The 13,035-nt window shown below is 65.1% G+C and carries 15 protein-coding genes; 5 read left to right on the plus strand and 10 right to left on the minus strand.

Features of this window, described 5'->3' with window-relative positions; genetic code table 11:
* Window positions 1-94: 94 nt before the first annotated feature.
* Window positions 95-859 carry a bifunctional 2-polyprenyl-6-hydroxyphenol methylase/3-demethylubiquinol 3-O-methyltransferase UbiG gene (ubiG, locus tag C7435_RS08460; RefSeq protein ID WP_121210830.1) on the plus strand — a complete coding sequence of 255 codons (765 nt, stop codon included), beginning with the start codon at window positions 95-97 and terminating at the stop codon, window positions 857-859.
* Between the two features lie 65 nt (window positions 860-924).
* On the opposite strand, the gene C7435_RS08465 is transcribed toward ubiG, so the two are convergent.
* The 3 genes from C7435_RS08465 to C7435_RS08475 form a co-directional block, all read right to left on the minus strand.
* A complete protein-coding gene (locus C7435_RS08465) occupies window positions 925-1,458 on the minus strand; it encodes a hypothetical protein (RefSeq protein WP_075189382.1) in 534 nt (177 codons plus the stop codon).
* Window positions 1,459-1,538: 80 nt separating this feature from the next.
* Complete coding sequence (locus tag C7435_RS08470; RefSeq protein ID WP_075189383.1) at window positions 1,539-2,399, minus strand: hypothetical protein; 861 nt, start codon at window positions 2,397-2,399, stop codon at window positions 1,539-1,541.
* Between the two features lie 82 nt (window positions 2,400-2,481).
* Entirely contained in the window at window positions 2,482-3,726 is a 1,245-nt protein-coding gene (locus C7435_RS08475) for a S8 family serine peptidase (RefSeq protein ID WP_083635016.1), read from the minus strand.
* 87 nt (window positions 3,727-3,813) lie between these two features.
* Here C7435_RS08475 and C7435_RS08480 point away from each other — a divergent pair, with 87 nt between their 5' ends.
* Window positions 3,814-4,335 (plus strand): RNA polymerase sigma factor, encoded by a 522-nt coding sequence (locus C7435_RS08480; protein ID WP_075189384.1) that lies wholly within the window; start codon window positions 3,814-3,816, stop codon window positions 4,333-4,335.
* Entirely contained in the window at window positions 4,325-5,068 is a 744-nt protein-coding gene (locus C7435_RS08485; RefSeq protein ID WP_147422659.1) for an anti-sigma factor family protein, read from the plus strand. The genes C7435_RS08480 and C7435_RS08485 overlap by 11 nt, the downstream gene beginning before the upstream one ends.
* On the opposite strand, the gene C7435_RS08490 is transcribed toward C7435_RS08485, so the two are convergent.
* Genes C7435_RS08490 through C7435_RS08505 form a run of 4 tightly spaced genes read right to left on the minus strand, consistent with a single transcriptional unit; the run spans window position 5,065 to window position 7,362 of the window.
* Window positions 5,065-5,487 carry a DUF1178 family protein gene (locus C7435_RS08490; RefSeq protein WP_121210834.1) on the minus strand — a complete coding sequence of 141 codons (423 nt, stop codon included), beginning with the start codon at window positions 5,485-5,487 and terminating at the stop codon, window positions 5,065-5,067. The two genes, C7435_RS08485 and C7435_RS08490, sit on opposite strands and share 4 nt — an antisense overlap.
* A 10-nt stretch (window positions 5,488-5,497) precedes the next feature.
* Window positions 5,498-6,316, minus strand: a complete 819-nt coding sequence (locus tag C7435_RS08495; RefSeq protein ID WP_121210836.1) for a carbon-nitrogen hydrolase family protein — start codon at window positions 6,314-6,316, stop codon at window positions 5,498-5,500.
* Window positions 6,317-6,322: 6 nt separating this feature from the next.
* Window positions 6,323-6,580, minus strand: coding sequence for a glutaredoxin 3 (gene grxC, locus C7435_RS08500; protein WP_121210838.1), 258 nt, complete (start codon window positions 6,578-6,580; stop codon window positions 6,323-6,325).
* A 23-nt stretch (window positions 6,581-6,603) separates the two neighbouring features.
* Window positions 6,604-7,362, minus strand: coding sequence for a ComF family protein (locus tag C7435_RS08505; RefSeq protein WP_170150401.1), 759 nt, complete (start codon window positions 7,360-7,362; stop codon window positions 6,604-6,606).
* A 108-nt stretch (window positions 7,363-7,470) separates the two neighbouring features.
* Between C7435_RS08505 and C7435_RS08510 the strand changes: the two genes are divergently transcribed.
* Window positions 7,471-8,388 carry a methyltransferase domain-containing protein gene (locus tag C7435_RS08510; RefSeq protein ID WP_121210842.1) on the plus strand — a complete coding sequence of 306 codons (918 nt, stop codon included), beginning with the start codon at window positions 7,471-7,473 and terminating at the stop codon, window positions 8,386-8,388.
* Window positions 8,389-8,405: 17 nt separating this feature from the next.
* On the opposite strand, the gene C7435_RS08515 is transcribed toward C7435_RS08510, so the two are convergent.
* From C7435_RS08515 to C7435_RS08525, 3 genes are read right to left on the minus strand one after another with little or no spacing between them, the layout of a single operon-like run.
* Window positions 8,406-8,567 carry a Flp family type IVb pilin gene (locus C7435_RS08515; protein WP_121210843.1) on the minus strand — a complete coding sequence of 54 codons (162 nt, stop codon included), beginning with the start codon at window positions 8,565-8,567 and terminating at the stop codon, window positions 8,406-8,408.
* The gene (gene mutT / locus C7435_RS08520) at window positions 8,568-8,984 is read right to left on the minus strand and encodes an 8-oxo-dGTP diphosphatase MutT (RefSeq protein ID WP_075189391.1); all 417 of its coding nucleotides are present in this window, start codon (window positions 8,982-8,984) and stop codon (window positions 8,568-8,570) included.
* A 50-nt stretch (window positions 8,985-9,034) separates the two neighbouring features.
* On the minus strand, window positions 9,035-9,910 hold the full coding sequence (locus C7435_RS08525) for a peptidylprolyl isomerase (protein ID WP_170150402.1): 876 nt from the start codon (window positions 9,908-9,910) through the stop codon (window positions 9,035-9,037).
* 257 nt (window positions 9,911-10,167) lie between these two features.
* On the opposite strand from C7435_RS08525, the gene secA reads away from it, so the two are divergent.
* Complete coding sequence (gene secA, locus C7435_RS08530; protein ID WP_121210847.1) at window positions 10,168-13,035, plus strand: preprotein translocase subunit SecA; 2,868 nt, start codon at window positions 10,168-10,170, stop codon at window positions 13,033-13,035.

Genomic DNA, 13,035 nt, shown 5'->3' on the forward strand with positions numbered 1-13,035 from the left:
CGGGGCGCCACGCTGGCGGTTAGGTAAGCGCGAAGCCGTCCGCACGCAACGCCTGAACGCAATCAGACGCGGTTTCCCCCGCGAGGAGAAAAGCATGACCACCGCTGCCGCTCCGCAGACGCTGAACCGTCCCTCGATCGATCCGGAAGAGGTCGAGAAATTCTCACGCATCGCCGCCGAATGGTGGGACCCGGACAGCAAGTTCAAACCGTTGCACAAGTTCAACCCGATCCGGCTCGGCTTCATCCGGGACACGATCTGCGAGCATTTCGGCCTGTCCGGTGACAAGCCCCTGACCGGTCTGCGCATTCTCGATATCGGCTGCGGCGGCGGCCTGGTCTGCGAACCGATGGCCCGTCTCGGCGCATCGGTCACCGGCGTTGATGCCGCCGAAGCCAATATCAAGACCGCCAGCGTCCATGCCGACGAACAAGGTCTTGCCATCGACTATCGCCACGGTGTGGCCGAACAGCTGATCGAACAGGATGAACCGTTGTTCGACGTTGTGTTGAACCTGGAAGTCATGGAGCATGTCGCCAATCCGCACACATTCCTGGTCGATTGCGCCCGTTTGGTGAAGCCCGGCGGGCTGATGGTCTGCGCCACGATCAACCGGACGTCGAAAGCCTTCGCCCTGGCGATTGTCGGCGCCGAATGGGTGATGGGCTGGTTGCCGCGCGGCACGCACCGTTTCCACAAACTGGTCAAACCGGCCCAGATCCGCGCCGCCCTCCGGGAAGGCGGGATGAACCTGCAGGCACCTGTCGGGGTCAGCTACAATCCGCTTACCGACCAGTTTTCACTCGGTGACGACACCGCGGTGAACTACATGATGGTGGCGGAAAAGCCGGCAGGCTGACGCAAAAAAAAAGCGGCGCCAGCGTTGACGCTGGCGCCGCCCGGGGCCCCGCAGCGGACAGGGGACTAGCGCCCGCTGCGGCCTTCGAAGCGCCAGTGGCCGGAGCCGTCACGGCAGCTTTCGAAATCGAAACGCTGGTAGTCACCATCACGTTCATAGACTTCCGCATGACCCGAGGCGCATTCCTGGCCGTGGCGACGATAATGACGCTCCGGCCGGACGACACCGCGGCGACCACTGTCCGGATTGTGCCAATAGGCGGCCCGGCGCTGGTCGAAGGCCTCGTATTGCGCATAGCTGAACTGACCGCGATCACACTCGGTCCAGCGGCTGCCGACGGAAGCCGACAGGACGGGCGCTCCGCCAAGGCTCAAACCCAGGCCCAGACCACCGCGACGCTGCGGCTGGCAAGCCTCGCGATAATAGCGAAACTCGTGCCGGTCATAGCCATGCTCGTAATAGCTCGCGTGATAATCCCGGCTGGCCGATTGGCCCTGGCTGTAGCCGAAGCTCCAGCTCGACTGGGCCAGCGCGGCAGGCGCCGAAGCGGCTGCCGTGCCAAGGGCCGTCAGGACGGCAATTTGTTTCAGGTTCAACATTGGATCCTCCTTCAAGAACGCGGTGGATATCTGGACAACGCAGCGGCACCGGACTTTCTTCCATGCCGCTGCAAATTTCCTCATGCGGACCGGCCGCGCGGGCGGGTCAGCTCACGGGCGGCGAGGATCAGGCCAAGGATCAGCAGGGCCGCGATACACAGCGGCAGACCGTGCTCAACCGCCGCACCGGCGACACGGCGCACGGGACCAGGCGCGTCCGGACGGTTTGCCGGTGCCGGATCAACCGACCGGGCGCCGGTCGTCTCGCGAACGATTTCGGTACGCGTCTCGACCCGGGTCGAGCGCGACGGCAGGGGCGCCGGCGCTGGTGCAACATAGACCGTGCGGCTCTGGCGCACGGCGGGCGCCGGTGTTGAGACCGCAACACGCGGCGCCGGTGTTTCGACCGACACGTCCGGGGTTTCCGGAATATCAGCCCGAACCACGGCGCCCGATTGCGGTGCCGGCAACGAGGTCGTCTCGATGCGGGCACGCGCTTCACCAACGCGGTCGCGAACAGCCGGCTCGACCCGTTGCGGCAGGCTCGGCGTCGTACCCGGTTGAACCGCAGCGTCGGCGGCTGCGTGCGCATCGGCTGCCGCGCTGGCACCAACAACCCGTTCGGCAGACGTATCGGCCACGGCGGCGGCGGAGGCTTCGGCCCCGGCCTGTGCTGAAGCCGACGCCTGCGGTGCCGCATCTTCGGCGGCTTGGCTGGCACGACGGGCCGCCCGGCGGGCCCGGTCGGCGCGCATCTGGTCGATCCGCGACAGACCATTGCCAACACCCCGAACATCGGCCGAATCGAGCGTCGGGTCGAGACCAAGCTCAGTGCTCTGGCGGACCGACCCGGCGGTTTCCGTCACACCGCCCAGCTGCGCCTGGGCGCCGGCTGTGGCAACGATCAGAACGAGGGTTGAAACAGTGAGGGTTTTCATCATCAGTCTCCCTTGATTGGCCCGCCCGAAAGCAGGCTGTCAGGGAGAGAACGACCGCGGCCCCGGATTTATTCCAACGCCGGACTTATTCGGTGCGGACAGCGGTCAGAGCGGGGGTCCGGCGGATCACTCCAACGCCATAGACTGTGTCCCTGCCGGGTCGGCCTGCATCTTCGGCCCGGGCCGTGAGCATCGTCATCGCTGCGTTCATGGCACCGGCCTGTGGCCGGTCATGCCCGGCCGCGATCAAGGCCGCGATTTGCGGGGCTGCAAAGGAGGTTCCGCGAACCTCGTCCACCCCGTCCGGCAAGGCTGCCACCGGCAGGTCACGCCCCTGAACAGCGAAATCCACATGCTCACCGCGGCAAGCCTCGGGCAGGACACGGCCGCGTTGATCGACCCCCGTCACCCCGATCACTCCGGGATAGGCAGCCGGAAACAGCGGATCGGCCCGCGGCCCGTCATTGCCGACCGCCGCGACCACCACATGCCCGCGCTCGACCAGCATCGCGATGACAGAACGCAGCAGGGCATTGTCCGGGCCGACCAGCGAGACATTGATCACCCCGACCTCGACCTCGGCCATCCAGCCCAGGGCTTCCAGCAGCGCCTCCAGCGAACCGCCGGTCGGACCGCTGCCGTAAATGTCAGCCGCATACAGCGTGTCGTCGGCACGGCCGACCATCAGAGACGCCACCGCCGTGCCATGCGGCGCGGCCTCATAGACCCCGTCGTGAAAGGCGCGGGCTTCGACGCGGACGGCCGCCAGTGCCGGATGTCCGGCCGCTACCCCGGTATCGACCAGACCGACCCGGAGGCCGCCGGGCGGGCGGCGCGTCATGCCCGGTGGCTGCGCCGCAATGCCGGACCGGGAATAAAGATGGTTGAAATCATGCACGCCCGCCGGATCAATCTGCCGGGCCAGCGCCAGGGCGCGCACGGTCGAGAGACCGACGGGCACACGCAAGACATAGACCCGCATCGGCAGCCCCCCGAGCTGTCGTTGCCGGATGATGCCGAAGCCGGCATCCAGCAGACTCGCCAGCGCGGCCTCATCCGAGACCAGCGTGGTGATCTGGTCGCGCAGGATCACCGAGCGGTCCGGACCGCGTTCGAGCACATCGCGGTTTCGGCGCAGCAAGCGATCGAGCGTGTCCTGTCTGACATCTTCGAGATCCTCGACGGCCCGATCGAGCGTGTCGGGCAGGCGGTCACGCAAACGGTCGGTGACCGGCAGGTCGGGCAGGCCGACCGGCAATTGTGCCCGTGCCATCCCTGACACGGTCAGGCTGACGAGCAGCATGATCAGTCCTGTTGCGCGCATCGACATCACAATCCTCCTGATTGCCCCCTCCTGCTTGCTCCGGAGTATAACGCATGGAAGAAACACTTTCTTCCAGACGTTGATGGAGTGGGAATGGGTAAGCGATCCGCCCGGCTCGAAAACGAGATGATCGAATATCTGCCGCGCATGCGGCGGTTTGCGCGCTCGCTGTCACGCGATGCCGCCGATGCCGATGACCTCGTCCAGCTAACCGTGGAGCGCGCCCTGACCCGCCTGGATCAATGGCAGGACGGAACGCGCCTGGACAGCTGGATGTATCGCATCATGAAAAACGCCTGGATCGATGAAACCCGCCGCCGTCAGCGTCAGGGTCGACACCTCGCCCCGCCGGAGGCCGGCGAGAGCGTCGGCGCCGAGGACCCCGATTTCGACAAGCGGATACGCGCCATGTCGGTCGAGCGTGCCATGGCCACCCTGCCCGACGACCAGCGCATCGCGGTTGGGCTCGTCCTCGTTGAGGGCCTGTCCTACAAGGAAGCGTCCAATGTGCTCGACGTGCCGATGGGGACGCTGACCAGCCGGCTCGCGCGTGGCCGCAAGGCGCTGGAAGCCCAACTCAATCCCGACAGTGTGGAGGCAGGACATGATGATTGATGATGAAACCCTGATCGCCTTCCTCGACGGGGAGTTGGACGAGGCGGAGATGGAGCGCATCGCCGTCGCGATCGACGCCGACCCGGCGCTGACCGACCGCCTGGAGCGGCTGCAGCTGAGTGACCAGGCCGTCCGAGAGACCTATCAGCCGATTGCCGAAGAGGCCGTGCCCGATCACCTGATCGCCGCCGTGCGGCAGGCAGATCGCGACACGGCGCCGGACAGCGAGACCGTCCTGCCCTTCCAACGCCCGACCGGTGACCGCCCCTCGCGCCCCGCCTGGCAGGCCTATGGCGCGATCGCTGCCAGCCTCGTCATCGGGGTGTTGATCGGCAGCCGCTTTGGGCTGACGGAGCCGGCCCCGCTGCATTTTGAAGGCGACCGGCTGCTGGCCGGCGGGGTGCTCGCGACCGCGCTCGACCGCCAGGCCGCCGGCGCTGTCGGCGAAGGCGACACCCATGTCCAGCTCAGCTTCGCCACGGACGCGGGCGGGTATTGCCGGGCCTTCCAGCAAGGTGGAACGGCGGGGCTGGCCTGCCGCGAAGACGGTCGCTGGGTGGTTGAACTGACCGCGCCCGTCCCGGCCGGGTCAAACGGTCCGATCCGTACGGCGTCAACGGCGCTGCCGACCATCCTGCTGGAGGCGGTCGATGCCCGCATTGCCGGCGAAACCCTCGATGCCGAGGCCGAAGCCGCTGCCATCGAAAACGGCTGGTCCGGCGATCCGGATTAATTCGCCTTTTTGGGCGGGGTCGGCGCCAGCGCGTCCGGGAGCGGGGAGACCGGAACCCCGTCATCGCTCAACGCTTTCGTGTCGGACGGTGACGCTTCTCCATAGATCAGCCGCGCCGGCTTGTCGCCGTCATGCATGGCCCTGGCCTCACTGGCGAAATCCGTGCCGACATAGTCATAATTCTTGCGGATATGAGCCTTCACCTTCGACGCCATCTCGGCCATGCGGTGCTCGCTTGTCGCCTCCCGCTTGCGCGCGGTGGCAACCGCCGGCGCGGCCAGCGCCTTTCTCACCTGCGTCGAGCCACAGTGCGGACACTCGACAAGACCACGGGCGCACTGATCGTCGAAACCGGCGGAGTCCGAGAACCAGGCCTCGAACGAATGGTCGTCGTCACAAAGAAGGGCGTAGCGGATCATGGGCGACCTGTCAGAGCGGCCCGCTCAGGGCGCGGTCATGCTGCAGCGCCGGAATGCGCTGGCGGGCTTCGGCGACCTTGCGCAGGTCGAGCCGGGCGCGCAACAGGCCGGGATTGTCATGATCGAGTTCGGCAACCGTCTCGCCCCAGGGACCGATGATGATCGAATGCCCCCAGGTCTTGCGGCCATCGGCATGCTGCCCGCCCTGGGCCGGGGCGAGCACATAGCTGCCGGTCTCGATGGCGCGCGCCCGCAGCAGCACGTCCCAATGGGCGCGTCCGGTCGGCTTGGTGAAGGCGGCCGGCACGGTCAGGACCTCGGCACCGGCCTGCGCCAAGCGGCGATAAAGATAGGCGAAGCGAACATCATAGCAGATCGACAGGCCGAGCTTCGCGCCGTCAATGTCTTGCACGACAAGCCGGTCCCCGGCTTCGTAATTGTCGCTCTCGCGATAGGTCTCGCCCTGGCCCAGCCCGACATTGAACATGTGGGCCTTGTCATAGGTCGCTGCGATCGCGCCGGTCGGAGCGAAGAGGAAGCTGCGATTGGCAGCCCGGCGCTCGGCAATGCGGACTGCGAGCGAGCCGATCAGTAGCCAGACACCCAGCTCCTTCGCCAGCGCCGCGAATGCCGGTATCGCCGGATCATCGTCAGGCGTGCACATCACGGCGAAAGCGGCGTCGGCGTCTTTTTGCACCAGATGCGTGGTCTCGGGCGTGGCGATGAAGGTCGCGCCGTCAGCCGCGGCGGCACGGATCAGCGCACAGGCCGTGGCCAGGTTTTCCGCCGGGTCGATGCCCGAGCGCATCTGGATGAGGGCGACCTCCATGCCGGATCAGGCCTGCAGCAGGGCGTCGAGCTTGTTGCCGCGCTCAAGCGCCATCAGGTCATCACAGCCACCGACATGCATGTCGCCGATGAAGATCTGGGGGAAGGTGCGACCGCCGTTCGAACGCTGGATCATTTCCTGACGCTTGGCCTGGTCGAAACCGGCATCGATCTCGTCAAACTTGACGCCCTTCTGCTTGAGCAAGGACACCGCACGCGCGCAATATCCGCACATCGGACGGGTGTAGATGGTTATGTCGGCCATGAATTCACTCCGGATGATCCGTCTTAGATAGTGGGATCGGTTTCGCGTACAACTCGGCACAATGCCACAACCCGGACCGAGGCGGCACCGGCGCGTTTCAGCTGCCGGGTGCAAGCTGTCACAGTCGCGCCCGTGGTAACCACATCATCGACCAGGACCAGATGCCGGCCGGCAAGCCGCGACGGGTCGGTCACCGCGAAAGCCGCGGCCATGTTGCGGCGTCGCATGCGGGCGGTGCGTCCCGCCTGGCTGGGGGTCGGACGTTGCCGGACCAGGAGGTCGGTCCATATCGGCAATCCGGTCAGTGAGGACAGGGCCCGGCACAACAGCGCCGACTGGTTGTAGCGGCGGGCGATCAGTCGGCGCCAGTGCAGGGGCACCGGCACCAGCGCATCGGCGCCCTCAAGACAATCCGCCCCGGCCCGCGCCATCCAGCGCCCGAACTGGTCGATCATCTCGCGTCGGCTGCCATGCTTGAAACCGACCACCAGCGGACTGGCCACCCCGTCATAGGCCAAGGGCGCGCGGGCCCGGTCATAACGCGGTGGATTGGCGATACAGCCGGCACACACCGACAGGGACGCGGCGCCGCCACCACCCGGATAGGGAAAGGGCCAACCGCACGTGTCACACCAGGGCGCGTCGAGAAAATTCAACCGTCGCCACAGATCCGGTGCCAGATGGCCAACCCGGTCGACCGTCCGGCCGGTCATCGGGCAGACCGGCGGCCAGGCCAGGTCAGCCAGTCGTCGCCCGATTAACTGCCATCCTGTTTCCCGCACGCCTGCCCTCCCCTCCGTCCGCTCGATCCGCGCCACCGTGATGGTCCAACCTGCTTTTCCTGCGTGCGGCCCCTTTTCCGACCGCCGGCCAGGGGGCATATCCGCAGGATGACAGCCAACACGCCGCCCGCCCTGTTTGACCGCAACCTGCTGCGACGCCGCCGCGACCGGTCGGCGCGCACAATGACAGAATACAACTTTCTCGCGCAACGATCATTTGACGACATGGTCGACCGGGTCGCCAGCGTGACCCGTGATTTCGACCGCGCTGCAATTCTGGGCGGCGGCCCGGGCCTGCTTGCTGCCGATACTGCCGCCGTGCTGCGGACCAAGGTGAAATGGCTGTGCCGCGCCGACCTGTCGCCACGCATCACGACCCGCCTCGACGCCCCGGCTCTCGCCCTCGACGAGGAGTACCTGCCCTTTGCCCCGGAAAGTCTCGATCTGGTTCTGGCGCCCTGGGGTCTGCACTGGACCAATGATCTGCCCGGCGCCCTGGTCCAGATCAATCATGCCCTCAAGCCGGATGGTTTCTTTGCCTGCGCCCTGCCCGGCGGTGCGACCCTGACCGAATTGCGGCAAAGCCTGATGGCCGCCGAGGGCGAGCTCACCGGCGGAGTTTCAGCGCGCGTCTCGCCACTCGCGGGAACCTTCGACATGGCGGCCCTGCTGCAACGCGCCGGCTTTGCCATGCCGGTTGCGGATATTGACCGGGTGACCGTGCGGTATGACCACATCTTCGCACTGATGGCGGATTTACGTGGCATGGGAGAAACCTCGGTGTTGGCGGATCGGCCGCGCAACCCGGCGAGCCGCGCCCTGTTTGCCCGGGCCGGCCAGATCTATGCGGACCGTTTTGCCGACCCGGACGGACGCATCAGGGCGAGCTTTGAGATTGTCCACGCCGCCGGATGGGCTCCCCATCCCGACCAGCCCAAGCCGAAACGGCCCGGCTCGGCCACACACAGGCTCGCCGACGCCCTCGGGACACGCGAAAGATCACTGGGTGAAAAAGCCGGTCGCTGACCGCTACCGGCGCGCGGCTAGAAAACCGCGGAGATCGTGTCCCACACGCCGATCAAGGCGGGAGTGAGAAGCGAAAAGGCGCCGATCAGCATCGTCGACACCACGACCGCAATGAAGGCGTATTCGATCGCCGTGCCACCACGCTCATCGCGACAATATCGGGACACAAGCGCGCGCATCTAGAGACGATCCCTCAATTCGGCCGCCAAGGGCAAATCGGCGGCAGGCATCGGGTAGTCGCGCAGTCTTTCCTTGCGAACCCAGGCCAGTTCCTGGCCCTCATTGGGCTGCGGGAACCCGTCCCAGGTGCGGCAGAGGAAGAAGGGCATGACGATATGGAAGTCGTCATAGGGGTGCGAAACGAAGGCAAACGGGTGCAGGCACCGCTCACACGGTTCAACGCTCAGCTCTTCCCGCAATTCGCGAACCACAGCCTGCTCCGGCGTCTCTCCCGGCTCGATCTTGCCGCCCGGGAATTCCCAAAGCCCCGCCATTGATTTGCCCTCGGGCCGCTTGGCGATGAGGATGCGACCATCGGCATCCAGCAAGGCACATGCGGCAACATAGAGCACCGGTTTGGGGCTACGAGCCGTCATACTTCCACATCTCCCTTAAGGACCTGTGCAGAAAGGCGGTTAATTCCAGCCTATCCGGGTTCGTCGGAATTGAGGCTTTCTTCAGGCTCCGGCGACACCACCCCCTCTTCACCAGCCTCGTCCGGCGGCGCAAGCGCGAGCGACAGGTCGGCCCGCTCGATTTCGGCCTCTGACCGCAGCCCTTCGATCAGGGCCTCCAACTGGTCGAACGTGTAAAAGCGGATAATGTTGGGTCGCAGCGCCTCCAGCGAAGGCGGCGGCTGACGGCGGCGGTCGACCACGGTCAGGATGTGCCAGCCGAACTCGGACTGGAAGGGCTCGGACACCACACCTTCCGGCGTCGCGAAAGCGACGGCACCGAAAGCGGGCAAAATACCCTCACGCGAGAAATATCCCAGATCCCCGCCCTCAAGCCGGGTCGCCTGGTCCTCGCTCATGGCGACGGCGAGCTCGGCAAAATCCCGGCCTTCGTCGAGCAGGGCCTTGATCGCCACCGCCTCGTCTCGCGTCTGCACCAGGATGTGGCGGGCACGCACCTCTTCGCCGAGCGGGATGAGGCGGATCTGCTCCTCATAAATGCGCTGGATGGTTTCATCGGTCACGGCGTCGGCCAGCGCGGTCTCGACCAGGACATTGCCAAGAATGCGTTCCTCGGCCAGGGCAAGCCGGCGACGGGCCTCCTCGGACTGGTGCAGGTCGCGGCGGCGGGCTTCGAGGGCCAGCAGACGCTGATCGATCAATTCCTCGAGCACCCGGTCAAATTTCTCCGACCCCATGGCTGGCGGAACAGCGGTCGAATCACCCTGCTGGGCCAGCGCTTCGCGTTCGACATCCGAGCGCCGGATCATCGTGCCCTCGACCCGCGCCACGACGGGATCAGCCTCATCCAGCGCAAGGACCGCAGCGCCTGAGTCGAAATCCTCCACCGTGCGCCGCGGTTCCGGGCCGCAGGCGGCGCAAGTTGCAGTCAGCACAAAAATGCAAAAGAGCCTGAAAACAGACACCTGTAGCGCCTCATCTGTAAAAGGCGCGGGGCAGAGTTGCCGCGCGGCTTGATTGACAGTTACACCCCTCATCCTTAAGTCACCCTGACGTTTCAAAGCAATGCTGTCGTCCCCGGCGAACGGAACGAAACCTGGGCGCCGGACGCCAGCTGCCCAGTAGTTCGCAAAGCCTGATCCACATGCTCTCCATTGCCCGCAAGCTCTTCGGAACCGAAAATGATCGCAAAGTCCGCCGTCTGCGGCCCGCGGTCGAAAAAATCACTGCACTGGAGCCGGAGTTCGAAGCGCTCTCCGACGACGCGCTGAAAGCGAAGACGGTCGAATTCCGAGCCCGTCTGGAAAACGGCGAGAAACTCGACAACCTCCTGCCCGAGGCCTTCGCCGCTGTCCGTGAAGCGGCCAAGCGCGCGCTCGGTCTGCGCCCTTATGACGTCCAGCTGATGGGCGGCATGGTGCTGCACGAAGGCTCGATCGCCGAGATGAAGACCGGTGAGGGCAAGACCCTCGTCGCCACCCTGCCCTGCTATCTCAACGCGCTGCCCGGCAAGGGCGTGCACGTGGTCACGGTCAATGACTACCTCGCCACCCGCGACAGCGAATGGATGGGCCGGGTCTTTGCCCAGCTGGGCATGACCACCGGCGTCGTCGCCCACGGCATGACCGATCCGGAACGCCGTGCGGCCTATGCCTGCGACATCACCTACGCGACGAATAACGAGCTCGGCTTCGACTATCTGCGCGACAACATGAAATACTCGACCGAGGAGATGGTGCAACGCGGTCACGGCTTTGCCATCGTCGATGAGGTCGACTCGATCCTGATCGATGAGGCGCGCACCCCGCTGATCATCTCCGGCCGGACCGAGGATCGCACCGAATTCTACAAGACGATCAACGAGCTGATCCCGCTGATGGGCGAGGAATGCTACGAGATCGACGAGAAGGCCCGCACCATCCTTCTGACAGAAGAAGGAAACGAGGAAATCGAGCGCCTGTTGCACGAGCGCGAACTCCTCGCTGAAGGCGACCTCTATGACGTCGAGAACATCCAGGTCGTCCACCACGTCAACCAGGCCCTCAAGGCGCACAAGATCTTCGTGCGCGACAAGGATTACATCATCAAGGACAATGCGGTTGTCCTGATCGATGAATTCACCGGCCGCATGATGCCGGGCCGCCGCCTGTCCGATGGCCTGCACCAGGCGATCGAGGCCAAGGAAGGCACCGAGATCCAGCCGGAAAACCAGACCCTCGCCTCGGTCACTTTCCAGAATTATTTCCGCCTCTACGACAAGCTCGCCGGCATGACCGGTACGGCGCTCACCGAGGCCGACGAATTCTTCGACATCTACAAATTGGCCGTGGTCGAGATCCCGACCAACAAGCCGATCGCCCGGATCGACGAGGAAGACGAAGTCTACCGCACGCTGGAAGAGAAATACGCCGCCATCATCGACGAAATCGTCGATTGCCAGGAGCGCGGCCAGCCGGTCCTGGTCGGCACGGCCTCGATCGAAAAGTCGGAAGTCATCGACCGGCTGATGAGCGACAAGGCCCTGTTCAAGAAGATGCTGGGCCATCTTTATCCCAAGGACGAGGCGGCCAAGGCCGAGTTCGAGAAATCAGCCCGCCCGGTCGAGCGCACCCTGCCAGAAATGCTCAAACTGATCCCGCTCGAGCACCAGGTCCTCAATGCGCGCTATCACGAGCAGGAAGCCTTCATCGTCGCCCAGGCCGGTGTGCCGGGTGCGGTGACAATCGCCACCAACATGGCCGGTCGCGGCACCGACATCCAGCTTGGCGGCAATCCCGACATGCGCCTGGATGCCTGGAAAGCCGAGCAGGAAGCGGCCGGCAAAACCCCGACCCAGACCGAGATTGATCGCGAGATGGACGCCATCAAGGCCGACATCGCCGAGAAGAAGCGCCACGCACTCGATGCCGGCGGGCTGTATGTGCTCGCCACCGAGCGCCATGAAAGCCGCCGCATCGACAACCAGCTGCGCGGCCGGACCGGTCGCCAGGGTGATCCGGGCCGCTCGAAATTCTTCATCTCTGTGCAGGATGATTTGCTGCGCATCTTCGCCCCGGAACGCCTCGACACCATTATGCGCACGCTGGGCATGAAGGAAGGCGAGGCGATCCAGCATCCTTGGATGTCCAAGGCGCTGGAGACCTCGCAGCGCAAGGTCGAGCAGCGCAATTTCGACATCCGCAAGAACGTCCTCAAATACGATGACGTGATGAATGACCAGCGCAAGGCGGTGTTCGAACAGCGCATCGACTTCATGCTCTCCGACGATGTTGCCGAAGTCATCAAGGACATGCGCCAGTCCACGGCGGAAGACCTGGTGACCGCCCATATCCCGCCCAAGGCCTATGCCGACCAGTGGGATATTGCCGGCCTCAAGGAGCAGCTGCAGAGCGAATTCGGGCTCGACCTGCCGGTCGAAGCCTGGGCCGAGGAAGAGGGCATTGCCGACGAGGAAATCCTCGAACGCGTCTCCGCCGCCGCCGACAAGGCCTATGCCGAGAAGGCCGCCAATGCCGGTCCGGACCTGATGCGCCGGATCGAGAAATCCATCCTGCTGCAGGCCATCGACATCAATTGGCGCGAACACCTGCAAAATCTCGACGCCATGCGCTCGATGATCGGCCTGCGTTCCTACGCCCAGCGCAATCCGCTCAATGAGTTCAAGACCGAGGCCTTCAACCTGTTCGAGCGCATGATGGACAATCTGCGCGGCGAAGTGACCCGGCAGCTGATGCTGATCCGCTTCGAACGCGCACCGGCGCCGCCAAAGGAACCGGAAGGCCTGACCGCCACCCATATCGATCCGCGCACCGGCCGCAATGAGATGGCGGATCCGGGCGATGGACCGGTCGCGCCGCGTATTGCGCCGACCCAGCGCCGGGTCTCGACGCCGGTCAACGCCAACAAGCCGGAAACCTGGGGCCGGGTCGCCCGCAATGCGCCCTGCCCGTGCGGTTCCGGCAAGAAATACAAGCAATGCCACGGTGCCATCGACAACCCGCCATCGGCGTGA

It is taken from the genome of Maricaulis maris (assembly GCF_003634045.1).
Taxonomy (GTDB): domain Bacteria; phylum Pseudomonadota; class Alphaproteobacteria; order Caulobacterales; family Maricaulaceae; genus Maricaulis; species Maricaulis maris.